This window comes from Cohnella massiliensis, from assembly GCF_900169535.1.
In the GTDB taxonomy this organism is placed as follows: Bacteria; Bacillota; Bacilli; order Paenibacillales; family Paenibacillaceae; genus Cohnella; species Cohnella algarum.
Genome location: NZ_LT821258.1, coordinates 889,871 through 915,791, shown reverse-complemented (window position 1 = coordinate 915,791; position 25,921 = coordinate 889,871). Strand labels below are relative to the sequence as shown.

Genomic DNA, 25,921 nt, shown 5'->3' with positions numbered 1-25,921 from the left:
GAGGCCGTTCTCCTGCCAAGCCGTTGTTTCTACCAGTCTACCAGATTTCGCTACATCGCGCTTTCTTCATTTCCAGCCTTATGTGTAATTTATTAGGGTGTTTATTTCGCTACAGTCCCTAAGGATTGAAACGGCAAGCAAAATTGTTTATGATCAAACTATCAAAAGTTCGATGGACCTAAAGCATAGGCCGTTCGTTCGGAGGATATCCGAATGGACGGTCTATGTACTTTTCCAGGGGGGATATGTTTATGGGAGCCTCTCAATCGAATCCGTTTGAACAGGCGTACGATCAAATGATGGAGCAGGCTATACGGAGCAGCGGGGAAGATCGCAAGAAAAGGCTCAAAGAAGATCATGGTTACTTAGAGAAGCTGTTTTTAGAAAAAGTATGGTGGCCTGCCGTAGGGAATCTGAATTTTTTGCATCCGGAATACGAAATTCGGGATTTTAAAGACGGGGTTCGATTTTGCGACTATGCTTATCTTCCTCCAAAAGGGAGCGATATGATTTTGGAAACCGACGGATTCGGCCCCCATTCGATGAGCAGATGGAAGTTCGGCGACGATTTGGAGAGACAGAATCATATTCTGCTGGATGACTGGAAACTGCTGCGGTTTTCCCGGGACTTTATTTTGGAGAAGCCGAGACAGTGTCAGCAAACGTTGCTTTTGGGCTTGGCCAAATGGTCGGGTATGCTCCCGAAAGAACAGGTTATCGAATTAAATGTTTATGAACGCGCCATTCTGCATCTGGTGATGGAGTTGTCAGGTGATCCAACTCCTGCAGATACGGCGAAAAAACTCGCGATCGATCGAAAAACGGCCCTCTCGAATCTTCGTTCACTTGCAGACAAAGGCTTGCTTACCCCCATACGTTCTGCGAAGGGGCGCACGATGCGATATGTTCCGGCCGCCTCTCTTCAACCTCGCAAACGAAGTGACGGAGCGAAAATCGAACGTTATTAATGTAAAAAACGACCGGCCGGCCCCTGCCCCGCGCGGGGGAGGCCGGTCCGGCCCTCCATTACGTCAGAACTTGCATGTCCGAACCGAAGCCGATTTGAATCCAGAAAACGCCGACCGTCCGAATTACCCCGGCGATCGCCATCAAGAGGGGTTACGGGTTTTGTCGTTCTTCCTCCGGACCATCCTCTTCCCCCGAAGGCGACCGATTCGCGTACTGGTCCTGATCGCTGCCCCAGACATAGTCGTAGTTGGTCGGGTCCGGCCGGATACCGTCAGGCTGTTCATGCCCGAGCTGCTCCTGTCCAAACTGCTCCTGTCCAAGCTGCTCCTGTCCAAGCTGTTCCTGTTCAAGCTGTTCCCGTCCCGGCCGTTCCGGCAGCCGGTTTGCTTTTCCGCTTTGTTCGTTCATGAGCGCACTTCCTTTTTTTGCATATCAGTATGCGCAAAGGCCCGTCCTTCTAGTCGGCGGCCGCAGAAGCCGGCACCCGGACGATGGCGACGGTGCGCCGTTGACGCGGGAGGATGCGAGGGGACGCGGCTTCTGAGCGAAGGGGATATCGCGATAAGCGGGAAAAAGAAGGAACCGGCCGGAGGCGGGCGGAAGCGCCGGGAGACGGGGCGGAGGCTGGATATGGGGCGTAAGAGTAGAGTTTCGGAAACCGGTCATTCGGTGCGCGCTACCGTTTTGCGGATATGGAAGGTAAAACGCATACCTTCCTTTTTGCTTCCATTTTTTTGTTGCCGGATTCAAAAACGCTGTGTATGCTAGGAGCAGGCAAGTCGACAGCCCCAAGGGGGGGAACGCATGCATTTTTGGCAATCCGTCCGGTTCAAAATCGTATTCGGCTTCTGCGCGATCATCGCGCCGCTCGTCCTGTTTCTCATCTACAACAACGTGTACGCGATGAGGCTCGTCACCAACCAGATCTCCTCCCACTACAACAAGCTGCTGGACATGAACGTCCGCGAGAACGACCGCATCCTGCAGGAGTACATCTACTATTTGACCCGCCTGGATCGTCACTCCGACATCCCGCTGCTGCAAACGCTCAGCATTCTTGACAGCGATTACACGATGGCCAAAATCCGCCTGATGAACCAGTTCGCCCTGGACTCCAGCGGGATTTACTACAACATGGACACGATTTTCCTGTACATCAAAAACAACGAGGACCTGTTTTTCGTGACCAGCGACAACACGAATTACCGGGAAAAGCAGGACGCCCTCGTCAAGTGGTCCCGGGAAAATCTCGGCGACATGGCGGCTCCCGAGACGAACCGCTGGCGCACGATCGCGGTGGAGGGGGAAACCCGCGCCAATTATTTGCTGCACACGCACGAGCTCGGGCTGGACGTGTACTCCGGGGTTATCGTGCAAACCGGCAATTTGCTGCGGGTGCTGGAAGGCTTCGACGTCGGCCCGGAAGGCGGGGCGTTTCTGCTCGACGGGGAAGGCCGCCTGCTGGCCGAAAACGCGTTTCCGCTGCTCGCGGACGCGGAGTTTCGGAAGGAAATGGCGAGCCGGTCGGGCACCTACGGGAACGTCGAGTACGGAGGCGAGTCGTATTTGGCGCTGTCCAAGCCGTCGGCTTTCGCGGACGTGAACTACGTCATCGTGATGAAGGAATCGTATATTTTGCAAAACCTCCCCTTTTTCCAAAAGATGTTGTACTACTGGATTCCGCTCATGGTTGCGCTGCTGCTGACGTTTTACCTCGTGTTTTTGCAGCGGATCATTTTCAAGCCCCTCGTCGAGCTGCTTCGCGGCATGCGGAAGCTGGGACAGGGGCGCTTCGACGTCCGGCTGCCGGCCGGCCGCAACGCCAATACGGAGTTCGCGTTCATGTCGGGAACGTTCAACCAGATGGCGGAGCAGATCGAAAAGCTGAAAATCGACGTGTACGAGGAGCAGCTTCGCGTCCAGCGCGCGGAATACAAGCATTTGCAGGTGCAGATCAACCCGCATTTTTACATGAACAGCCTGAACATCATTTACAACCTCGCCGCCCTCAAGGACTTCAAAACGGTGCAAAAGCTGTCGCTTCACCTGGCGGATTATTTCCGGTTCCTCATGCAAAGCCACCGGAGTCTCGTCCGCCTGGAGGAGGAAATCAAGCATATCGGACACTACCTGGAAATCCAGAAGCTGCGCTATGTGAACAAGCTGGATTACGAGTTCGATATCGCGCCCGCCCACCTCGCCTGCCGCCTGTCGCCGCTGATGGTGCAGCCGTTCGTGGAAAACTCGGTCATCCACGGGTTCAACAAGCGCCGCCAGGACGGCACGATGTTCCGCATCCGCATCGTCACGGAAGAAGATCCGGCCGAGCCGCAGCGGTACGTGCTGCTCCGGGTGGAGGACAACGGGCCGGGCTTCCCGGAGGGGATGCTGGGCGAGCTGGAACGGGGCACGTATATGGACGGAGACGGGGAGCAGCATTTGGGGATCTGGAACATTTTGCGCCGTTTCAACATGCTGTACGAGGGCGACGGGGGCATCGCGTTTCGCAACGCGGACGGGGGCGGGGCGGTCGTGGAAATCCGCCTGCCGCTGGGACGGAGCCAGACGCCGGGCGGCGAGGAGCCGGAGCCGGGATTAAAGGAAGGCGCGCAAGGGTCGAAGGAGGAAACGTATGCTGACGTTGTTGGTCGTTGACGACGAAATTTACGCCCTGAAGGGGATTACGCAAGGCATCGACTGGTCGGATCTGCCGTTTGCGAGCGTGCTCGAAGCGGAAAGCGTGTCGGAAGCGCTCGAGCACGCGCGGAACGGCCGCGTGGACCTGGTCATCTCCGACATCGAAATGCCAGAGGCGAACGGAATCGAGCTGCTGCGCCGGCTCAAGGAGCTGTCGCCGGAGACGCTGACGATTTTTCTGACCGGACATGCCCGGTTCGAATACGCGCAGGAAGCGCTGCATTACGGCTGCTTCGATTATTTGCTGAAGCCGGTCGACCACGACGCGCTGAAGGACATCGTCCGCCGGGCGGTGCGGGAGATCGAGCGGCGCAAGGAGCAGCTCGCGTTCGAGCATATGCTCGATCAGTACCGCCGGCAGTGGGCGCAGCAGCTGCCGATTCTGATCGAGCGGTTCTGGCAGGAGGTGCTGGCGGGCCGGTTCGCGCTGTCCGAAAGCCGGCTGGAGCGCGAGTTCGCGCGGTACGATATTCCGCTCGGCAAGGGAGGGCGCGTGCTGCCGGTGCTGCTCAGCATCGAAGGCTGGGACGCGGAGCTGGGCGAGCGCGACGAGAGCATCATGGAATACGCGGTGCGCAAGGCGGCCGAGGAGATCGTGCTGGAAGGCGGGCCGGGCGTCGTGCTGCAGGACCGCGATTTGAACGTCGCGCTGGCGTATGCGGGCGGCGGGGCTTTGGACCGCAAGGCGCTGCTGGGGCGGTGCGCGCAGTATGTGGCGGCTTGCAGGCAGTATTTTCACTGCAGGGTGTCGTGTTATGTCGGCGACGCGGAGGCGGTCGCCGGATTGCCCGCGGCGCTGGAGCGGTTGACGCAGCTGGAGCGGGCCAACGTGGCGGCGCCGCAAAGCGTCATCGACGCGAACGAGGCGGAGGCGGGCGCCGCCGCGATCGGGGGGGGCCGCCGCCGCCCCGGTCGCGGCCGGTTCTTATACAAAACTCCGAGGCCACGGGACAGGCCGAAAAATTGGCAGCACGCCCCACTCCGTGAACGAAGGCGCGGGGGCGGGGTGCCCCCCGCGCCTTCGTTCACGGAGTGGGGCGTGCTGCTGGACGGAGGGGAGACCGAGGCGCTCGCGCTCGGCATCGAGCAGGCGATGGCCCGCTACCGGAGCGAAGGGGCGAGCCGGGAGCATCTGGAGCTGTTTTATTACGGGTTCGTCCATATGCTGTACCAGTCCGCCTCGCGCAAGGGGGTGCCGGTTTCCGACATCGCGACTTCGCAGGAGCTGGGCGAGGGGCTGGCGATCCGGACGCCGGAACTGATGCAGGGCTGGGCGGGGAAGCTGATCCGGAAGGCGGGGCTCGTCTTCCAGGAGAGGCAGCGCGACCCGTCCGCGGTCATCGCCAAAATCCAGGCGTTCATCCAGGAGCATCTCGACCGGGATTTGAGCCGCGACGACATCGCGCAGTCGGTGTACCGCAATCCCGCCTATTTGTCGCGGATGTTCCGCAAGGAAACGGGCATGTCGCTGACCGATTACATCGTGCAGATGAAGATGGAACGGGCGAAGCGGCTGCTGACGGAGACGAACGACAAAATCAGCAACATCGCGGAAGGGCTCGGGTACGGCCATTTTTCGTATTTTGCCAAGCTGTTCAAAAAGACGTGCGGCGTGACGCCGCAGGAGTACCGCAAAAAGCACCAGACGGTGCGGTGAGCGAGTCCGATCCATTTTTCCCAAATGTCACCAAAGTGCTATGTCGGTCACCCCAGTAGATAGATGGCGGCGAAGGCGTCCCGTTACAATGAAGTCACGCAAAACGTCTGACGAAGGATTGTGATGGAGATGGCGCAAGCCGCGCAAGCGACCGTTCCCCGGCGAAAGACAGGCCGGGCGGAGAAGCCGCTGAACCAAAGCTACTGGAAAAAATACGGGGTTTTCTATTTCATGATGGCCCCCGCGCTGATCGTGCTGCTCGTCAACAACTATTTGCCGATGATCGGCGGGCTGATCGCGTTCAAAAACATGTCGTACTCGTCGCCGAGCTTTTTCACCAACTTTCTGGAGAGCCCGTGGGTCGGCTTTCAAAATTTCGAATACCTGTTCAATACGACGGACGCCTGGATCATTACCCGGAACACGCTCGCGTACAACGCGGTTTTCATTTTCCTGAACCTCGTGATCGGCGTGGGGCTTGCGCTCATGTTCAACGCGATGCGCAACCGCCGGGCGGCGAAGGCGTATCAGACGGCGATGTTCCTGCCTTATTTTCTGTCCTGGATCATTCTCGCGTATCTCGTGTATGCGTTTCTGAACCCGGAAATCGGGATCGTCAACCGGGTCGTGCTTCCGTGGTTCGGCGCGGAGGCGGTCGACTGGTACTCCGATCCGAAATGGTGGCCGGTCGTGCTGCCGCTCGTCAACACGTGGAAGGGCATCGGCTACTACGCGGTCATTTACCTTGCCGCCATCGTCGGCATCGACAACGAGTATTACGAGGCGGCGCATATGGACGGCGCCAGCAAAGCCCGGCAAATCTGGAGCATTACGCTGCCCTTGATCAAGCCGGTCATCATCACGATGACGCTGCTGCAGATCGGGCGGATTTTTTACGCGGACTTCGGCTTGTTCTTCCAGGTGACGCGCAACGCCGGAGCGCTCTACGACAAAACGCTCGTCATCGACACCTACGTGTACCAAGGCTTTCTCGTTACGGGGGATATCGGCATGTCCTCGGCCGCAGGGATGTACCAGGCCGTCGTCGGCTTCGTGCTTGTGCTGGCATCCAACCTGATCGTTAGGCGCATCAGCAAAGACGACGCTCTGTTCTGACCACCGAAGGAGGGAATCCCATGGCTACGGCCGCAACCGCAACCCGTACGAAAAAGCTCCGCCCGAACGAAATTTCGCGCGGCTCCAATATCGTCATCAATCTGTTCTTCCTGTTCTACACGGCGCTGTGCATTTTGCCGCTGCTGCTCGTCGTCGCCGTGTCCTTTTCGGACGAGCGGGCGGTGACCGTCAACGGCTACAAGCTGTGGCCGGAGCAGTTCAGCCTCGCCGCTTACGACTTTTTGCTGAGCGACTGGTGGGCGATCGCCGAATCGTACGGCGTTTCGATCATCGTCACGGTCGTCGGCACGGTCGTCGCGCTTACGATCATGACGATGTACGCGTACCCGATATCGCGGCGGGACTTCAAGCATCGCAACATTTTTTCGTTCATCATGTTTTTCACGATTTTGTTCAACAGCGGGCTCGTTCCGTTCTATCTCGTCTACAAGCAGGGGCTGCAGCTGCAGGATACGCTCGCGGTGCTGATGATTCCGCTGTTCGTGCAAGGATTTTTCGTCATCCTGATCCGGACGTTTTTCACGAATTCGATCCCTCCGGCGCTGGTCGAATCGGCCAAAATCGACGGGGCCGGCGAGTTCCGGACGTTCGTGCAAATCATCATTCCCTTGTCGCTTCCGGTGCTCGCCTCGGTCGGCCTGCTGTGCACGCTCAACTACTGGAACGACTGGTTTCTGAGCCTCTTGTTCATTTCGTCCGACGGTCCGATGAGCATCCAGTTCCGCATGTACCGGACCTTGCTGGACATTCAATATTTAAGCTCCAACGCGCAGGCCTACTCGGCCATCATGCAGGCGAACCCGAATTTCCGGATGCCGAGCGAAACGGCGCGGATGGCGATGGCCGTCGTGGGCATCGGCCCGATCATCTTCATCTATCCGTTCTTCCAGCGCTATTTCATCCAGGGGCTGACCGTAGGAGCGGTGAAAGGGTAAAAAGATCCGAACGGGCAAATGGCACAGTCGGCTGCGGCAAGACGATCCGATCGGCTTCAACCGGTTACCGGCCGGTTAGGCATAGATTATCCATTTAAAAAAGGGAGGCAATACCGATGCTCAACAAGAGCAGAAAGCCGCGCAAGTCATTTTTGATGCTGACGGCGCTGATGGTCGCGCTCGTCGCCGTGCTGGCGGCATGCGGCGGAAACAACGGAAACGGCAGCAACAGCTCGCCGTCCGCAAGCCCTTCGGGAAGCGCATCTCCGTCCGCAAGCCCGTCCGAAAGCGCTTCGGCGGCGCCCAGCGATGCCGCGTCCGACCTGAAGGAGTACGAGCTGACGCTGTTCCTGCCCGGCACGCCGCCCAAGGACGAGCAGAAGGTAGAGGCGGAAATCAACAAGCATTTGAAGGAAAAAATCAACGCGACGCTGGACATCAACTTCATCGACTGGGGCCAATGGGACAATAAAATGAACATGGCGATCGCAAGCCGCGATCCGATGGACATTATTTTCACCGCGCAGTGGAACGGCCACTCGGCCAACGTCGCCAAGGGCGCCTTCCTGCTGCTGAACGATCCGAACGGCAAGCACGGCAATCTGCTCGAGCAGTACGGACAGGATATTTTGTCGTCGCTGCCGGAAGCGTTCCTCAAAGGCGCGAAAATCGACGGCTTCAATTACGGCGTGCCGGCGAACAAGGAGCTGGCGGAGCAGGGCGGCATCGTGTACCGGACCGATATCGCCGAAGAGCTCGGCCTGACCGAGCAAATCCAGGCGGTCAAAACGATCGCCGACCTCGAACCGATTCTCGCGACCGTCAAAGAGAAGAAGCCCGACATGATCCCGATTTTCATGCGCGACGGCGAGAACTTCAACGCGCACTATTTTGCCAAGTACGATTATTTGGGCGATTCGACGATCGACGGAGTCATCCTGAAGGACGGAACGGAAACGAAGGTCATGGCCCGCTACGAGCATCCGCGCTATATGGAAACGCTGAACATTACCCGCGACTTTTTCAAAAAAGGGTACATCAACAGCGACGCGGCCACGACGCAGCTCGGCGTAAACGACGCAATGAAAAAAGGCGACGTCTTCATGGTCGTCTCCCCGCTCAAGCCGGGCAAGGACGCGGAGCTGGCGAACGCCACCGGCCTGGCGGGCAAGCTCGGCCAAGTCGCAATGACGGAGCGGACGGTCGCCACCAGCGACACGGCCGGCTCGATGCTCGGCATCTCCTCGACGTCCGGCGATCCGGCCCGCGCGATGATGCTGATCAACCTGCTGCACTCCGACAAGTACCTGAACAACCTGATCAACTTCGGCATCGAAGGCGACCACTACTCTCGCAGCGGCGAAATCATCACGCCGACGGACAATACGGCGAACTACAGCATCGGCGCGGCGTGGATGCTCGGCAGCCAGTTCCTGAACTACGTCTGGAACACGGAAGCGCCGGACAAATGGGAGCAGTTCAAGCAGTTCAACACGGACGCGCACAACTCGCCGGGCCTCGGCTTCACGTTCAACGCCGAGCCGGTCAAATCGCAGGTGTCCGCGATGAACAACACCCGCAAGCAGTACGACCCGGGCCTCGACACCGGCTCGATCGACCCGTCGAAGGCGGAGGAGTACTACAACAAGCTGAAGGCGAACGGCCTCGACAAGGTCATCGCCGAGAAGCAGACGCAGCTGGACGCGTTTCTTGCGGGGAATTAAGGGATAGATTGGGTTGGAGCCGCCGGGCGATTTTGGCCCGGCGGTTTTTCTGTTCAGGTATGAAATCCAAGCCCCGGATGATGTCGACGGAAAATTGGATGGTATTCACCCCGGTCTATGATCCGTTCTTGTTGTGGTATAATGGAAATAGGAAAGTTCGTTCGTAAATCGTGAAGCCATGGGGTTGAGATGATGACCGAACTGTTGGAGCCGACTGTAGATTTTGTATTCAAACAAATCTTCGGAAGCGAAGAGAATAAAGACGACGTTCTGCTCAACTTTCTGAATGAAGCGTTGCGAGAAACCGAACCGAAGCCGTTTGTCAGCCTTGTGTTGCTAAATCCGCAAATGGACAAAAATGCTCTAACCGACAAGCAAGCTATTTTGGATGTCCGCGCTCAGAATGAAGACGGCAAGCAAGTAAATCTGGAAATCCAGGTCACCAATAAATACGATATGCCGAAGCGCAGTTTGTACTATTCGGCAAAGATGTATGAGGAGCAGCTTGCGGAAGGGCAGTTTTATAAAAGTTTAAAGAAGGTTATTTCCATTAATATCTTGACCTATAACCAGATTCCTAATGAACGGTTTCATAATATCTATCACCTGCGGGAAGACCATACCGGCGAGTTGTTGCTGGACGATATCGAAATTCATTTCATGGAATTGTCGAAGCTAAGGCTTACACCGCACAAGATGGATGATCGGTTGGTGAATTGGCTGCTTTTCATTAACGGTGCGCCTAAAGATCGATGGGAGGAATTGGCGATGGATACGCCGGGTTTGAAAAAAGCGATGACAACGCTGGAATTTTTAAGCCAGAACAAGGAAACGCGAATGCTTTACGAAATGCGAAAAAAGGCGCTTCTCGATGAGCAGTCCGCACTGGATTATGCTCAATCACGGGGAAGAGCGGAAGAGAAGGCGGAAGTGGCCAAGAAGATGCTTCATGAAGGCTTGTCCGTTTCGCTCATTTCCAAAGTAACCGGACTGTCCGAAATAGAGATCGAAGCGCTGAGCAAGCAGATCCATTAAAGACCAATTTAATTGCTCGATAGTAAGATTCGGGGCTTCTGCTCCGGTCTTATTTTTTTGCAACGGGTAACCCGGCTGCCGTTCGTTGACATTGAGTTAACGTTTCGATAGCATGAATAGGAAGGTTTGCAAAATGACCGGCGAAGAGTTACCGGAAAGAGGTGCGCGCCCGTGAAGCCCGGAATATTGGTCATCAGCCACGGTTCCCGCGAGAAGGAATGGGTCGAACGCGTGGATCGGACGGTCGAGGAAGCGCGGAGCGTCTTGCAGCGGCGGCTGGCGGGGGCCGGAGCGGCAGCGTTGAACGGGGAAGGTACGAGGGAGAAGCCCGAAGCCGTCGAGGTCGTCGGCGCGTACCTGGAGCTGGTCGAGGGGCGGCTGATCCAGGACGGGGTCGACCGGCTGGAGGAAGCGGGCGCGACGCATGTGCTGGCCGTGCCGCTTTTTCTGTCGTCCGGGAGCACGCATGTCGACGAGATCGGCTGGGCGCTCGGCGCTTATCCGGAGCCGCGAAGAGAGACGGATCTGGAGCGCATGCGGGTCGGCGCGAAGCTAACGTACGGGAGGCCGCTCGCGAACGACGCGGAGGTGGCCGAGGCGCTGGCGGATTTGGCGGCGCGCGTCTCGGAGAGCCCGGCGGAGGAGAGCCTGCTCCTGATCGGCCACGGCAGCGAGGAGCCGTGGTTCCGCGAGGCGTGGGAGCGGGATTTGAGCGGGCTGGCCGTGCGGATTGCGGAGCGCGTCGGCTTTGCCGATGCCGCGGCGGCGATGCTGCGGCCGGATCAGGCGGCCGAGCAGGTCGGGCGGTTGCGCGAGCGGCGGCCGGGGGCGCGGGTCGTGGCGGTTCCGGCTTTCGTGAGCGAGGGGTATTTTACGGCGCAGGTCATTCCCGCGAGACTGGCGGGGCTCGATTGCCGTTACGTTCCGGGATCGATTATCCCGCATCCGCGCATTACGGACTGGATCGTGCGGCAGGCGATGGAATGGCTCGACGGGCTGGAAGCAAATAGAGGATAAAATGGAACCAATCAAGAGGCGGACGCAAAGAGGGGGAGCAAGTTGACGTATAAAAGAGCCCGGTTAATCTACAACCCGACATCCGGCAGGGAGGAAATGAGGCGCCGGCTTCCTTTTATTTTGCAGCGGCTGGAGCAGGGCGGAATCGAGACGTCGTGCCACGCGACGGAGAACCGGGGGGACGCCACGGAAGCCGCTTCGGAAGCGGTGGAGCGCGGCTTCGATATCGTCATCTCGGCCGGCGGGGACGGCACGCTGAACGAAGTGGTGAACGGCTTGTGCCGCCACGACAAAAGGCCCCCGCTCGGCATTTTGCCGATGGGGACGAGCAACGATTTCGCCCGGTCGCATCAAATTCCGAAGCGCTGGGAGGACGCCGTCGACATCATCGTGCAGGGACATACGCGTCCGGTCGATATCGGCCTGGCGGACGGGAATTATTTTATCAATATCGCGGGCGGGGGCTTTTTGACGGAAATTTCGTACGAGGTGCCCAGCAAGCTGAAAACGATGATCGGCCATATGGCTTACTATATCAAGGGCTTCGAGAGCGTGACCCGGTTCCGCCCGACGCGGCTTCGGATCAAGGCCGAGGGCGTCGAGGATATGGAAGGCGATTTTATGCTTTTTTTGATCGCGAACAGCCACACGGTGGCGGGGTTCGACAAGCTGGCGCCCCAGGCGGCGACGGACGACGGGCTTTTCGACGTGATCGTGATGAAAAAATGCAACCTCGCGGAGATGATTCGCATCGCCACGCTGGCCGTGCGGGGGGAGCATATTTCGGATTCGCACATCGTTCATTTTCAAACGAGCAACATCCAGGTGGAGTCGGAGGACCGCGTCCAGCTCAACCTCGACGGCGAACTCGGCGGCGAGCTGCCCTGCTCGTTCACGCTGCTGCCGTCCCATTTGACGCTGCTGGCGAACGAAAGAACGGAAACGGCGGAACAGGGGTAACAAGGGCAAAAAGGGCAAGGCGCCCGCGCTTCTCGGGATTCAGGGACGCGGCGCGATGGCGGTCGTACGCCGCCTTTGGTGCGGCGGCGAGGGTTGTTGCAGCGGGGGTTGCGGGAATAATGGTTCCTGGGGGACTTTCGGGCGGGTACATAGGCAAGAGTTTTTTTGACGAAAAGGGCTAAAGGAACGGAGCGTAATCAGACCATGCGCCAGTCGAACAAAAAGCGGGCGGGGCGCCCGCAGCCGCGTCCGGCCGGCCGGCCGGCGGAAGTTAAAAAGCCCGACAAGGTCGGGGGAGCCGGCATGCCGGGGGGCGCGAAGCCGTCCGGCAAGGCGAAGAATGGCGGCGTGCCGACGGATGCGAAGCCGTCGAACAAGGCGAGGAATGGCGGCGTGCCGGCAGACGCGAAGCCGCCGAACAAGGCGAGGAATGGCGGCGTGCCGGTGAGTGTCGGGCAAGCGATCGAAGCCGAGGTCGTCGGCTTGACGCACGAGGGAGAAGGGGTAGTCCGCGTGGAGGGCTACACCCTTTTTGTTCGGGGAGCGCTGCCCGGCGACCGGGTGAAGGCCGACGTCGTCAGCGTCGGCAAATCGTTCGGCCGCGCGCGGATGACCGCGCTGGCCGCGCCGAGCGCCGATCGGGTCGGCGCTCCGTGCGCGATTTTTGAGGCATGCGGCGGCTGCCAGCTGCAGCATTGGGACTACGCGGCGCAGCTGCGCTGGAAGCGGCAGCACGTCGCGGACAATTTGGCGCGCATCGGCAAGCTGCCGGTCGCGCCGCTGGAGGCGGGCGGTGGGGAGGATGCCGCCCGCGGCGGGGTTGGCGCCGACGCAACGCGGAGCGGCGCGGGTTCGGCGGCCGCCGGCGAAGGCGGGGCCGGACACAGAGACGGCTCGGGTTCGCCGAATGCGCAACCGGCTGCAAATGCTGCCGCTCCGCATCCTTCCGGCCGCCCGCCGATCGTCGTGCATCCCGTGCTTGGCATGCCCGACCCCTGGCGCTACCGCAACAAGGCGCAGGTGCCGATCGGAAGCCATGAGGGCGGGCTGATCGGGGGCTTTTACGAGCAGGGAAGCCATCAGGTCGTCGACATGGACGTGTGCCTGATCCAGCAGGAGCCGAACGAAGACACCGTTCGCCGGGTGAAGGAAATCGCCCGTTCGCTCGGCTACCGCGCCTACGACCGCGAAACCGGGCGCGGGCTGCTGCGCCATGTCGTCGTCCGCCACGCGGAGGCGACAGGGCAGCGGATGGTCGTCCTGATCACGAACGGCCGGGATCTTCCGCACAAGGACGAGTTCGTGGGGCTCGTTCGCGAGCAGGTCCCGGGCGTGACGAGCATTTGCCAAAACGTCAACACGGAGCGGAGTTCCCTTGTTTTCGGGGAAGAAACGGTCGTGCTGTGGGGAGAAGAGGTCATTTACGACCGGATCGGCGACATCGAGTTCGCGATTTCCGCGCGTTCTTTTTTCCAGGTCAATCCGCTGCAAACGGAAAAGCTGTACCGAACCGCCGTCGAATACGCCAAGCTGACCGGCGAGGAAACCGTCGTCGACGCCTACTGCGGCATCGGGACGATTACGCTTTTTCTCGCTCGGCATGCCCGCCGCGTCTATGGGGTCGAGATCGTCCCGGAAGCGATCGAGGACGCCCGGCGCAACGCTTCGCTTAACGGCATCGCGAACGTCGACTTCGCCGTCGGCGCCGCCGAAGTCGTGCTCCCGCGCTGGCAGGCCGAAGGCATCGCCCCGGACGTCATCGTCGTCGACCCTCCGCGCAAAGGCTGCGATCCTGCGCTTCTCGACACGATTTTGCAGCTCCGCCCGGAGCGGGTCGTGTACGTGTCGTGCAATCCGAGCACCCTCGCGCGCGACTTGAGGGTGCTGGAGGACGGGGGCTACCGGACGGTCGAGGTGCAGCCGGTGGATATGTTTCCGCATACGGTGCATACGGAAGTCGTCTCGTTACTGGTGTGGAGTGGTACAGGGGTCGAGATGCCTTAATATATAAGGGTTTGAGAGATAGTACAGGCTCTTTTGAAAAGATGTAACAGAGTCATTTTTAGAGGGTTGCCGTAAAATTGCCGTAAACCTCTTTTTTCTGAAGCAAAATAAATGGGCTTAGAGAATCGAGCTATCCTTTTTCTTAGGATTTAGGATGGCTTGTTTGATTAAAAGCCTATTGAAAATTTCACTTGTTGGATTATATCCTCAATAAATGGTACAAAATAAGCTGGAATTTTTATGTGAGGTGGGTGGCATTGGTCGATAGACTCTCTAAAGAAAAAAGAAGCGACCTAATGAGGGCAGTTAAAAGTAAAAAATCCCTTATTGAGAATTCTGTAACTCATGAGTTATGGAAACGTGGACTTAGATTTAGGAGAAATGTAAAAAATCTTAAAGGTAAACCCGATATTGCAATAAAAAAAGATAAGATAGTCGTTTTTATCGATTCTTGTTTTTGGCACATGTGCCCAATCCACTGTAAGATACCAAAGTCGAATGTTGAATTTTGGTTAGCTAAGTTGGAACGCAATAGAGAGCGGGACATGTCAATTACCCGATATTATAAAGAAAACAATTGGAACATCCTTAGAATTTGGGAACATGAATTAAAGGACGATTTCGAAAGTTGTATAAATAGGATTTATGATCTTATTTCAAAAGTTAAAAAGAAATTGCCCGAAGAAATACCCTCGGGCGTGTGTAAAGGTTAATTATGGCCTATATCTCCCATTATTCTTAAATCGTCTTCGGAAATTTCCGATGCAGGGACTAATATGTAATGTCGTTCTTCGACAACCTTCAATTCGTCGTTTTGAATGACTAATTCAAACATAGCGATTAAATTCGGTTCTTTCGCATGAACTGCGATAGCCTTGTGTTTAAGGGTAGGGTATCGATAATTGCAATATTCAAGGTCTTGTTTTACTTGTGTGATGCCGATATTGTCGCCGCCGATTTTGGCTTGTACTGGAATAATAAAGTGTTCGCCTTTTTTATTTACTCCAACGTAAATTTCATCAATCTCAATCTGACCAATACTTGGAATTTTGGTCCTTAAATGGTTTTGTAGAGAATAAGTCGTTATTCCTGTAAAGATGTCAATTAAACGGTTGTAACGAACTCTAGCCAAGAGAGCTTGTTCATCCGAAAAGGCATATTTGGCGATAATTTCAGGAGTGGAATCGGGTATTTTTATCTGAAACATGTTGGGGCTTGGAGAGATTTTTGCTCCCGACGAATAAAGCTTAAAGCGATATTTTGCATCCCCGATTCCTTCGATTGTCCACTCTTCTTCTCCCGAACAAGTATCGAGAATTTCCTTCGGAAACGCTTTTCTAAATCGGTAGGAATATATCACGTCTCCGATATTTTTAGGCAATCTTATACCAAGTTTGTCGGCTGATCGTTCAATGTCTTCGCGTACAAAGTCGAATTCGCGTAGTCCGTCTCGATAATAAGTGAAAAAAATGTCCGTGATTATTTTGTCGTATTTAGATGCCACTCTACTACCTCCTTCAATAATCGCTTCGCGGTCTCTTGTTCCAACAACGTCCTTGGAAACATTATGTTCTTTCGCGGCGGCTACCATAGTAAAAGAAAGCAATTCCTCGTTCAAAAGGCTTAAAACTTGTGTAGGACGATTCAAATTACCGCCTAAGGCAAAGGCAATTTGTTTTGCTACTGCTCTTGCTAATAACGGCGGGACGGCATTGCCCACTTCCCTGAAACCGTGCCACTTAGTTACGTGAAATCTGAACCAATCGGGAAACGAATGCAAACGAGCGGCTTCTCTAACGGTTATTACTCTAGGATACAGGTAATGGATAGGTCTTGGGCTTGTAAAAGCTCCATGCTTACTATCGCTTCCCGCTCTCAATGTATTGCATACGCCGTCGGGATGAAGCTTGAGAAAGCGGCTAACGGGTTCGACATGTCCATGCTCGGTTGCCATAAATCTCTGTTTCGATTCATCGTTGTGTTTGGTACGCATTGAGGACGTTAAAATTTTTCGATTATGATTTCTGGGCCACGATAGGTCTTCTTTATCGGCAAGAAGTCCTGCAAGGTAACGGGCGTAATCGCTTTTTGGTTCTACTTCGAACTCAATCCAATCTTGAGCTAACAATTCCTCGAATAAATCTACATCGGGTAAATCTGCAATAGCGTCTTGGACAGATGGTCCTATCGGAAGATCGTTAAGCTTAAAAGTTGGAGACATTCCTTTTATTTCTCTTGGTATAACAGTTGGTGTAGGGTATTCGATCAATGGATTCCCCTTGTATGCTCCATAAAGAAACAGTCTCTTCCTACTTTGCGGTACTCCGAAAGAAGAAGCGTTCAAAACTTTATAAGGTAAAGTTATTTCGTAACCGATTCCTTGGAACTCGTTAATTATTGTTTGAAGGAGATTTTTGGCGGTTCCCATTGTAAGGCCGGATACATTCTCCATTACAAAATACTTAGGACGAATCTCGCTTATTATTTTATAAAAGTGGAATAAGAGAACATTCCGAGCGTCGTCGGCAAGTCTTCTACCGATCATGGAGAACCCTTGACAAGGAGGTCCGCCGAAAACAACGTCAATTTCTCCGGGTTTCATACCGACCTGTTCAAGAATTTCATAACCGGAAATTTTACTTACATCGGCACATATAACCTTCGTTTGCGGAAAATTATATTGATGAACGGATGCGTGTATCGGGTCGTATTCAACCGCCGCAAGAACATCGAAACCCGCTTGTTCAAAGCCAAGCGACATTCCCCCTGCACCTGCAAAAAGGTCGATTGCGGTATATCTGGTATTCAATTATTTTACCTCCTTGGGGAACAGGTATATTATAATAGTTTATAGCATAAAAGAGAAGAAGAGAAGATATTCGTTTAGTCTCTGAGAGTCTAATTCCTCGCAGTTTGCTGCGGGGAGCTTCATTTTATAAGACTTCGTCAGGACATAAAAAGCACCCCCTCGCAATTTGCGAAAAAGAGGTGCTTCCTCTGTCCATATTTTTTACGAAATGATACCATAGATATATGCAATTAGCAAATGAGCTTTATTATTCTTGAGCCGCTCGCGCTTTTTTTCAAAAGGGATGTAATATCGCTAGCCGAATTGTAAGTATCCTCTTGTAATTCAAGGACAAGTGTTTTCATGTCGGATTCTACTCCCTATGTAGATGTACTTCATGGGTAATTATACCAAATAACAGTCGGTATAAACGAGTATAAAAGAAAAAGACGCTGGGAGGAATATTACCCCGACGTCTTTTGATCTGTCTGTTTAGCATCAATATTGAACAGATTTTCGAACTTATCGGCAGCGGCTTGATCGGCGGAACGGAGGGCATGCCCGTAAATGTTCATTGTGGTTGTAATGCTGCCATGTCCAAGTCGTTCAGAAATTACTTTAGCATGGACGCCTTGATTTATGAGCAATGTTGCTGAAGTATGACGCAGATCATGGAAGCGGATATAGCGGAGACCGTTCTTCTTGACGAATCCCCGAAACCACAGGTAGGGACGCTCGTGATGGAACGGGGTTCCGTCCATATGACAGAATACAAAATGCCGTTCGTTGCCTTCACTATCATTGCAGCCTCTCCAAGCGTCTGCGATTTTATCCCGCTCCTTCACGCGATATGCGTAATAATCTCGCAATTCCTCCAAGACCGAAGGTGGCAACGATATTTTTCGTTTGGAATTCTTCGTCTTCGGTTCTTTGACAATGATCTCGCCTTTCAGGGAGATTGAAACGCTTTGCTGAACGTCAATGACGCCGGATTTCCAGTCGATATGCTTCCATTCCAGACCGAGCAGTTCACCACGGCGCATCCCGGTAGTAAGTGCCAACGTGATCATCATTCGCCAATGATACGGCTCTCGCTGGAGGGCTTGTAACATAGTTCGTACTTCCGTTTCATCGTATGGAATGATTTCTTTGTAGACAACTTTTGGCTTTTTGACATCCGCCACTGGATTCGTCTTAATGACCTTCCACTCAACGGCTCGGGAGAAGATGTTTTTTAATACCCTGTGGTTCATTTCAATCGTTCCGCTCGATAGCGTGCCTGCCTTGTCGTCTTTACGGTTTCCCGCTTTCCCAAGTGATTCAAGGAAATCGACGATGTGCAGTGGTTTTATTTGATCGAGTTGAAATCTCCCGAATGCAGGCAAGATACGAGTGTTCAGATTCACCATGTAGGAGTATAGCGTTTTCCGCTCAAGATGCCTGTTCGCATATTTTTCCTTCCACAGCTCTACGAATCGGCTAAATGTGAGCTTAGCTGGCGCTATGTATTCTCCCGCTTCCACTTCCTCTTTGAACTTAAGCCATTCTTGTTCCAAATAAGTCTCCAGACGCTTGGGCGCTCGTAGAATGCGCTCGTCCTCGACACTAATCGTCTTTGTACGCCGGATATATTTTCCGTCTACGCCGCGTCCGAGGCTTACGGTAAGTTCCCAAGAGTTTTTGCCGCGTTGACGATGGTTTGCCATTTGTGACATCTCCTTTATTTATCAAAAAATAATTGCGCAACGGCTAATAACTGTCGATACGTCGTATTACTCAAATAGCGAAATAATTCCGTCCCGCTCCTGCCGCAGGGCCTCAACGCGGCTCATAACGATTTCCCGATCTCTGGCGGTCATAAACCGGCCGTTAATAGTTAATTCCTTCGCCAGCGAAACGTGTTCCTTGGTGATTTCCGCAAGGCGTTCGCCATATTCGGAGTTACAGGCCAGCCATATAGCTTTTTTACTGCAATTCATTCCGTCTTCACCGCCGATCTGGGCAGTTCTAACGTATTTGCTGATTGCACCAGCAGTAATTTGGTGGCAGCAAACATATTATTCCCCCTAGCGTAACAATATAACTTTTGTAGTGTATTATATTACGCTTAGAGTAATTATTCAATACGTTAAAAGTAAATATATTACGAAAAATTGATCGATCATTCTCTTAGTGATATATTATTACTATTAAGGTAACGATGAGGAGCTGCGAAATGATAAAGATTAAGGTATCAGACATGCTTGGCAAATATAAAATGACCCAAAAGGAACTCTCCGAAAGAACGGGGATTCGCCCGGCAACTCTTTCAGCGTACTATCGTGAAACGATTAAGGAGATCGGGAAAGAGCATCTGAACGCTTTATGCAAGGTCTTTAATTGCCAGCCCGGCGACATCCTAGAGTATATTCCAGAAGAACCGACTTCACAGTAAGTCTATTTGTGATACAGGATTTGAAGAAAAGGTAATCGACATATTGGGGCTTCCGATGTTCCGGGCTGGCTATCATAAGAACCCTTACCGTTGAAGCGGGTCAGATGAAAATGCTCTTTTTCCATTTTGTTTGATAGGGGTTTTGGTCTGCTTTTCACACCCGAACCAGTTTTTATGCTCGTTTCGATTCCGGCAGTTCGCCAGCCAGCCACTTTTCGAGCGTTGGCTTATAAAGTAAAATTCTCTTTCTTGCCTTTGTATGTGGCAATTGTCCAGCCGCGCACATGTTGTAAATCGTCGTCGCAGACAAGCCAGTCAACTTCGCGGCTTCTTTAACTGTCAATGTGATTTTTTCCATTTTACTTCACTCCATTCAGTCTTGTGGTAATCGGATTTGACAAGCGATTACTAACAAGACGTTATACTTTCCTCAATTCATTTTTTTCAGAAGAGAATCCAACTGATAATAAAATGCCTGCGATAAGCATCTTTCTGAACATATGAATTCATTCCGAAGCTTGCGATATGTGGAGGAATGCATCCATTTCGGGCGAGTTACAAGACATTTTTTTGAATTAAGAAGTCCCCTAACGAACAGCTTTTGCTTGATTCTGCGGCTCTGTAATAGCATTTTCATCAGATGATTACGGGATGTTTGACAGCTTATGTAAGTTAGTCCATGGCAATGTCGGCAACGTAAGAGCCTTTTAGCCAAGTAGAGTTTTTCCACCCGACGTCCGCATGCTGGACATTTGAACCAAGGGCGTGTTCCTCCGTAATTACAAGTTGTGTAAGTCAAGCGGACTGACACGGCCTGAATTGAATTTCCAGTGATAAAAATTGAATTATTAAAAAGTATCAGCGATATTGTTACAAGTGGATTCTGATTTTTAAGCCAAACCCATTGAAACTGGTTTCCTTCGGTAAGGAGTTGGGCTTTGAATAGATCGGTTATACTTAATGCCAAATGACGATCAACTACAGGTTTCGGAAATAGTTTTCTCATTATAATCACCCTATGCCTTCCTAAATCAATAAGGAAATGTATTTGCTGACAATACTGACCGAAAAATTATAGGTTTTCAGAAAAAGAAATTGGTACTGATTTTGCGGGTAGTAGGATTATATGGTCAGTATTGTCAGTTTCGTAGCGGAAGTTAACGGGTAACCAGCGGCTTGACTTTTATGCCTCTGAATCCTCGACTTCCGTTTTTCCCAATTCTCTTGTCTTCAAAGCCTCTTTCTCTAAGACGCTTTGTGAACTCACGTTGAGAGAGAACGTACTCTCCGGCTTCAACTGCCCAATGCCTGTAGTCTTCATACAGAGTAGCAATCGTGGATTCTGCTGAATCACCTACAAAACATCGTTCAAATATAAAATTCCCTATGGTGTCCATCTCGCGCCTATACCTATCCGTGGCGTCTTGTACTACTCTGGGCGTTTGAAGTCCTACTGCCTGCCATTTCAGACAGCCTTGGATTGCCCAAATCAATATGCCCGGCAACTCTTGATGAAGTTTATTGCCAAGTTGGGTGTCGATTTCGTTTTCCGGGATACGGACTTCAAAAGGGATGAGACGAATTCTTCGCCATATTCCTTCATCGCCGCCTCGAATGTTCGGCAAATGGTTTGTCGCCAAGAACAATTTGAACTGAGGTTTGAACTCGAAATACTCCCGAAAGAGAAATCTTGCCGTTATCTTGTCTCCGCCTGTCAGTTGCTTTATTAGAGATTCGTCTAACCGCTTGCCTTCGTCCGTTTCCGATGCAGAAACAAACCGGATACCGTCCAGTCGAGCGATATCATTGTTAATACCCGTCTTGTTTTTGGACATCAGAGTGTCTGATGGTGTTTGTTGAGCATAGTCACCAAGTAATTTCTGAATGGTGGTCAGAAGTGTGCTTTTGCCGTTTCTCCCTGTTCCATTCAAAAGGAATAGAACTTGTTCAGACGTATCCCCTGTAAGACTGTAACCAATCGCTCGTTGGATATATTCAATTAATTCTTGATTGCCACCCATAATTCTATGAATAAACCGTAACCAGTTCGGACAGGTTGCTCCGGGAACGAATTGAACGGGTGCAATCTTGGTCATTAAGTAATTTGGGTCGTGAGGAAGCAGTTTACCCGTTTTCAGGTCAACTACTCCATTCGATATATTCAATTTCCAAGGGGCAGCATCCAGTTCATCAGGGAGGACGGGGATACCCTTTTCTGCTTGTGCTAGCTTCAGAAAAGCCCTGATTTTCGACTCGGCTTCAGACTTGAAGGCAAATTTACGTATTTTGACCTGTTCCGATTCATCTTCCGTAAAATCACATTCCTTATGAATGGAGCGAACGGTTTCCTTTGCCAATTGAATGATTTGTTCGGTATCGTCTTCTCTCCAACGTGTACCATCCCATATCATCCAGGTTCCCTTTTTGGCATGAAATCGTATATTCCCTTTGTGTTGTTGACAGAAACGCTCCGCATTCCCCAAGTCAGTAAGAGGGTACTGTTGTTTCATTCCAAGCACAATCGGGGATTTAATGCGATCTTTATAAGGGCAGTTTCGGCACAAGGAATCGCCACACTGTTCTTGTATTGTGGCGCATGTCATGGGTTTGCCTATTCCGTTCTTTCCAAGAGCCCGACTAATTTTGTCGTTTGTTTCTTTTTCGGTATATTTTGGGTGAGGCTGACTTAGGTGATGAATCAGTCCCGCTCCGTTTTCGGCAAAGGAAAGAACGTTTATCATGGCAAACCATTTTGGTTCCGTTAATGTTGCTGCCTCATCTTGACAATGTCGTAAGAAAGCGCATTTTTCAAGGATTAGTTCTGCATCTGAAGGCGGATATTCACTAACCTTGGAGCCATTGGTTTCATTATGGAAATCAGATAGGCTATTTTCTTCAATGAAGCTGCTGAAAGCTTCCCAAGAATATCTGATCTCGTTCTCCGAAACAATTTTTACTTCTTTTGGAGAAACGTTATCCTTATAATTCAACGTTCCCGGAATCCTCAGAATCCGCGCCAAGTCGGATGTGTTATCAAATTCCCAGCCATGTTGAAAGCCTATTTGGCGCAGGACATTTTGAAAATTTCTGACCAATTCCGAAACCTGCTTGTTTTCTTTAGGAGTTGTGATCTCAATGCCTTGCTCTAACAGCCAATAAATATGGTACCCACCGCCGCTATTAACAACGAGAGACGGTTGGAGCGGGAAGGAGTTTATGAAATCTTCTGCTTCCCTGAAAGAAGGGAGCCCTTTTTTGGCATGACTACCTTCGGAACAATCAATGTCCATCCAAACTCCCGGAAGAAAGGACACATCCGACGATTTTCCACGTGCCGTACCCGATTTATTTTCCCTTTGAAGTCCGACGCCATAATAGACATCGTGCTTGTTTAGAGCAAGTCCTGAAATTTCAGATAGTGCTTCATGGAGCTTCCCAACAGGATACCAAATCGATTTTTTGCCTTGCTTCTCCCAAATATTAAGCCATCCGTTTTCCCTATTTCCGTACAGGAGTTGAAAGAAGCGGGCCGTTTGCTGTTGGTCAGGTTGCGCCGGTCTATTCATTGACACCGCCTCCATCCTCCGGATAAAGCCTGTCCGCCGCTTTTAATCCAGCTATTCAGTTGTTCTTGGTCTACTCGAATCTGTCTACCGATTCGGACGGTAGGAAGCAGCCCTTTCCGCGCAATCGCATAGGCGCGTTCCTTGGTGATACCCAAAATTTTGGCAACTTCGGGTAATGTCAATAAAACTCTTTCCATGTCAAAGCACCTCCGTAAATTTGATTTCATTTTGTCATGGAGGTGCTTTGAGTTCGTGGAATTAAGAAAAAATCGTTAATTCCTTTTTTTCTATTTCGAATATTCGCGTAGGTGCAAATTAAGAAGCTGTGCCATTTTTAGAATGCCCTTACGAACGGCGCTAGGAGATAGTGGTTTGTTAATCAATTTTCCCGAAATGTCGGTGCTGTTGTAGAAATCAGCGATTTTGTTATAATCCTCGTTAAGAATCTGATACCTGACCAGCCATTCGGTATGATTATTTTGTCTTTCACCCGTTGAGGCAGTGAAACCATGTTTTTTAATAAATTGTTCCGTCCGGTCAAGGGACATTTTAAGATAATCCTCGAATAGCCCAGTAATAATATCTCTGAATTTTTCCCTTGGCATCTTCCTTGGGTCCCAACCGCAGCCAATGGTTGTTGAGCGGGATAGTTCACTATCCAAGTCAGATTCAAAGTTTTTTATATCGGCAATCTTATTTTCATAAACTTGTTTTTTCATTGTTTTGTTGAGTTGCATGGATTTATAAACCAGCATTTCAGGTTTTGGAATAAATCGAATGGGAAATAGAGTTCCAAAATTGAATTCCGAGTCATTCGGATAATCAACACAGTCAGACAGGCTGCACTCTCCATGATCTATGAAGTCGCGAAGAAATAAAAAGCCAACACGGATATATTGCCTACAGTGTAATTCATGATCGATAAGGTTGTATTTCTTGGCCCACTCATATATATGATTTCTTAATTTTCCAATCTCTTCTTCCGAAGTTGAACATGGGTTCATGATGGCATGATAGAGCGTTGCAATTCCTTTGCATTTTTTTAAGGCAGAACGGAAGTCATCTTCTAAAGCTAATAGATCACTAACAACGTCAGGAGCAATTTTTTCGATACAATCAAGAAATTTTTCCGCATGCTGCGCAACATAAAAATCAGGGAAAAGTTCCGTTTCCGGGTGTTCGGGTCGCAGTTCTCCATTTCGCATAAAAAGTTCATTCGCCATTTTTGTTCCTTCTTTCAATTTTGATCGATTCACAAATTTTCGGCCCAAGCAGGAAATTCGATTTGATGAATTCGACAAGCTCTTCGAATCATGCTTTTGTAACGGTCATAGTCCCCGTGATTATCATGTATAATTCGCTGTAGCTCTTCATTGTGAATCTCGAAGTATGTTAACAAGCGCTTTAATTCGTCTAAACTCAGTTCTCCAACGTCATAATTATCAAGGCAGCTTTCGCAATAAAACCATCCGTTTTGCCAGTAGAGACTATCACTCAAATCCAAATAATCGCCACAGCCTCCGTCACATAAATGGGCGGAATAAGTCCTCAAATGAAATCCTTTGCTCTCAAAATAGGGGGAAAGCAGGCTGAATATACTGTCCCGCTCCTGTGCCGTTTTAAAAATGTAATCGAAATGCTCATGAAAGGGGTGTGAATGTTGATCTAAGGTTTGAACAACCTCATCACTTTCCGCCGCGCGAATCTCTTCAAGCAGTTTTTCGGCTATGTCCTGCTCACAGTCATAAAAATAGAGACCGTAATAAATGGCTCGTTCCGGTCTCCATTTCAAAAGCTGCTGCTGAATATGCCGCAGCTTCAAAGTATAGTTGTAAATCTCTCTGGCGAATATGCCGTCATCTCCATCGGTTTGGATATAATCCCTGTATTCCCATATGATGTCGTCCAGTTCGTCAATAAAATCATCTGCATTCCATTGAGCATGGGCGTTCAGGTAACAACAGGACTCGGCCTTCTTTTGAAGGAGCGACTTCCATTCAGTCCAGTAAATAAACTCCTGACGGATGGATGAGTAATCAAAGTAATACGGGTGATCGTCATCCATTTCCTTAAATTCATCGGCATAAAGTTCATGATAGATTTCGTGGCACTCTTCCGAACAGAAATACTGCCCTCTCTGATTAACCACGTACCGTTCATCGACTGGTTTTGCGCATTGGACACAAAGGTTTGAACTGTTGGCAGTATCTTCAATGTCATGTATCAGCTTTTGCAGGTTGTCTGCTTGTTTCCGGAGCGTCGTCAGCATTCGGTAAATCTCGGAATCAATACAGCTTCGGTTTTCGTGAGGAGGAAGAAAATCATCCCAATACACGTCATCCAAATATCTACCAATTTCAGATAATAGCTCTTTCGCACCCTCACTGGTTGATGCATTTAATATGTTTGCGGTTAGTTGTCGGCATAGCGGCAACCACTTTGAAAATCGCTCGAATAGACTGCTGTACATGTCCAAGTTACTTTCATACGGTTTGCAATAGTAAGGCGATTTTTCGGCACAGTTCCACCCGCAATATCGATTTAAATCAATATCAACCAAGTAAACATCCTCAATAGCCGCAAAGCAAAATGAGCAGCGAGTGGGAGATAAATTCACCTGTATACATTCATTGGTTACAGTTAGCCAGCCTTCGTTAATGAAGTTTTTGAGAAAGTATTTTGTCAGGTAAGCTTTGAAACCAAGGTGCTTACTTGCTTTTTTCAACTTTGCGGCTAATGTTGCGTTTGCTTCTCTTATTTCATCCCTAATTTCATTAATGCTTGTTACACGGTTGTGTCCAAAGTGATATCTTAATAAGGCAATTAGACATTCTTTATCTTGCTTGGTCAGATGCACTTTAACCAGTCCTTTCTTTGTTGATGATTTCCGAAAAATCACCGGCTTCGGAAGTAGCAGGGGAGGAAGATATCTTGAGAACGAATTATAAAAATAAGCCGGGGTTCCAATGGTTCCCCAGCTCATCGATATAGGTAAATG

General features: G+C 51.4%; 21 protein-coding genes. 12 read left to right on the top strand and 9 right to left on the bottom strand.

What is annotated here, in order from left to right; all coding sequences use genetic code 11:
• Positions 1–251 precede the first annotated feature (251 nt).
• Positions 252–968, top strand: a complete 717-nt coding sequence (locus B7E11_RS13705; RefSeq protein WP_139787181.1) for a helix-turn-helix domain-containing protein — start codon at positions 252–254, stop codon at positions 966–968.
• 151 nt (positions 969–1,119) lie between these two features.
• Here B7E11_RS13705 and B7E11_RS13700 read toward each other — a convergent pair whose 3' ends face one another.
• Entirely contained in the window at positions 1,120–1,377 is a 258-nt protein-coding gene (locus B7E11_RS13700; RefSeq protein WP_080835216.1) for a hypothetical protein, read from the bottom strand.
• Between the two features lie 396 nt (positions 1,378–1,773).
• Between B7E11_RS13700 and B7E11_RS13695 the strand changes: the two genes are divergently transcribed.
• The 10 genes from B7E11_RS13695 (at position 1,774) to B7E11_RS13650 (ending at position 14,848) form a co-directional block, all read left to right on the top strand.
• Positions 1,774–3,624, top strand: a complete 1,851-nt coding sequence (locus B7E11_RS13695) for a sensor histidine kinase (RefSeq protein WP_080835214.1) — start codon at positions 1,774–1,776, stop codon at positions 3,622–3,624.
• Positions 3,602–5,323, top strand: a complete 1,722-nt coding sequence (locus tag B7E11_RS13690) for a response regulator (protein WP_080835211.1) — start codon at positions 3,602–3,604, stop codon at positions 5,321–5,323. Before B7E11_RS13695 ends, B7E11_RS13690 begins: the two co-directional genes overlap by 23 nt.
• A gap of 123 nt (positions 5,324–5,446) precedes the next feature.
• Complete coding sequence (locus B7E11_RS13685) at positions 5,447–6,439, top strand: ABC transporter permease (RefSeq protein ID WP_080835209.1); 993 nt, start codon at positions 5,447–5,449, stop codon at positions 6,437–6,439.
• A 20-nt stretch (positions 6,440–6,459) separates the two neighbouring features.
• A complete protein-coding gene (locus B7E11_RS13680) occupies positions 6,460–7,395 on the top strand; it encodes a carbohydrate ABC transporter permease (protein WP_080835206.1) in 936 nt (311 codons plus the stop codon).
• A gap of 116 nt (positions 7,396–7,511) precedes the next feature.
• A complete protein-coding gene (locus B7E11_RS13675; RefSeq protein ID WP_080835203.1) occupies positions 7,512–9,119 on the top strand; it encodes an ABC transporter substrate-binding protein in 1,608 nt (535 codons plus the stop codon).
• A 192-nt stretch (positions 9,120–9,311) separates the two neighbouring features.
• The gene (locus B7E11_RS13670; RefSeq protein ID WP_080835611.1) at positions 9,312–10,154 is read left to right on the top strand and encodes an Rpn family recombination-promoting nuclease/putative transposase; all 843 of its coding nucleotides are present in this window, start codon (positions 9,312–9,314) and stop codon (positions 10,152–10,154) included.
• Positions 10,155–10,325: 171 nt separating this feature from the next.
• On the top strand, positions 10,326–11,171 hold the full coding sequence (locus tag B7E11_RS13665; RefSeq protein WP_080835199.1) for a sirohydrochlorin chelatase: 846 nt from the start codon (positions 10,326–10,328) through the stop codon (positions 11,169–11,171).
• A 42-nt stretch (positions 11,172–11,213) separates the two neighbouring features.
• Positions 11,214–12,131: a diacylglycerol kinase gene (locus B7E11_RS13660; RefSeq protein ID WP_080835196.1), complete on the top strand. Its 918-nt coding sequence runs from the start codon at positions 11,214–11,216 to the stop codon at positions 12,129–12,131.
• A gap of 204 nt (positions 12,132–12,335) precedes the next feature.
• On the top strand, positions 12,336–14,135 hold the full coding sequence (gene rlmD / locus B7E11_RS13655) for a 23S rRNA (uracil(1939)-C(5))-methyltransferase RlmD (RefSeq protein ID WP_245809714.1): 1,800 nt from the start codon (positions 12,336–12,338) through the stop codon (positions 14,133–14,135).
• 242 nt (positions 14,136–14,377) lie between these two features.
• Entirely contained in the window at positions 14,378–14,848 is a 471-nt protein-coding gene (locus B7E11_RS13650; protein WP_342744468.1) for a very short patch repair endonuclease, read from the top strand.
• On the opposite strand, the gene B7E11_RS13645 is transcribed toward B7E11_RS13650, so the two are convergent.
• The 3 genes from B7E11_RS13645 to B7E11_RS13635 all read right to left on the bottom strand — a co-directional run bounded on the left by B7E11_RS13645 (position 14,845) and on the right by B7E11_RS13635 (position 18,902).
• On the bottom strand, positions 14,845–16,944 hold the full coding sequence (locus B7E11_RS13645; protein WP_080835193.1) for a DNA cytosine methyltransferase: 2,100 nt from the start codon (positions 16,942–16,944) through the stop codon (positions 14,845–14,847). The genes B7E11_RS13650 and B7E11_RS13645 overlap by 4 nt on opposite strands.
• 443 nt (positions 16,945–17,387) lie before the next feature.
• Positions 17,388–18,629 carry a tyrosine-type recombinase/integrase gene (locus tag B7E11_RS13640; RefSeq protein ID WP_027093234.1) on the bottom strand — a complete coding sequence of 414 codons (1,242 nt, stop codon included), beginning with the start codon at positions 18,627–18,629 and terminating at the stop codon, positions 17,388–17,390.
• Between the two features lie 66 nt (positions 18,630–18,695).
• Positions 18,696–18,902: a hypothetical protein gene (locus tag B7E11_RS13635; RefSeq protein ID WP_027093233.1), complete on the bottom strand. Its 207-nt coding sequence runs from the start codon at positions 18,900–18,902 to the stop codon at positions 18,696–18,698.
• A 236-nt stretch (positions 18,903–19,138) separates the two neighbouring features.
• On the opposite strand from B7E11_RS13635, the gene B7E11_RS13630 reads away from it, so the two are divergent.
• Positions 19,139–19,357, top strand: coding sequence for a helix-turn-helix domain-containing protein (locus B7E11_RS13630; RefSeq protein WP_027093232.1), 219 nt, complete (start codon positions 19,139–19,141; stop codon positions 19,355–19,357).
• A gap of 172 nt (positions 19,358–19,529) precedes the next feature.
• Here the strand turns inward: B7E11_RS13630 and B7E11_RS13625 are convergent, their stop codons facing one another.
• From B7E11_RS13625 to B7E11_RS28980, 5 genes are all read right to left on the bottom strand, one after another.
• Entirely contained in the window at positions 19,530–19,715 is a 186-nt protein-coding gene (locus tag B7E11_RS13625; RefSeq protein WP_027093231.1) for a helix-turn-helix domain-containing protein, read from the bottom strand.
• Positions 19,716–20,514: 799 nt separating this feature from the next.
• Positions 20,515–22,923, bottom strand: a complete 2,409-nt coding sequence (locus tag B7E11_RS13620) for a DNA primase family protein (RefSeq protein WP_051318316.1) — start codon at positions 22,921–22,923, stop codon at positions 20,515–20,517.
• Positions 22,920–23,120 (bottom strand): helix-turn-helix domain-containing protein, encoded by a 201-nt coding sequence (locus B7E11_RS13615; RefSeq protein WP_027093230.1) that lies wholly within the window; start codon positions 23,118–23,120, stop codon positions 22,920–22,922. The genes B7E11_RS13620 and B7E11_RS13615 overlap by 4 nt, the downstream gene beginning before the upstream one ends.
• Positions 23,121–23,210: 90 nt before the next feature.
• Positions 23,211–24,146 carry a hypothetical protein gene (locus B7E11_RS13610; RefSeq protein ID WP_027093229.1) on the bottom strand — a complete coding sequence of 312 codons (936 nt, stop codon included), beginning with the start codon at positions 24,144–24,146 and terminating at the stop codon, positions 23,211–23,213.
• Positions 24,147–24,175: 29 nt separating this feature from the next.
• A complete protein-coding gene (locus B7E11_RS28980; protein WP_139787180.1) occupies positions 24,176–25,906 on the bottom strand; it encodes a hypothetical protein in 1,731 nt (576 codons plus the stop codon).
• Positions 25,907–25,921 lie beyond the last annotated feature (15 nt).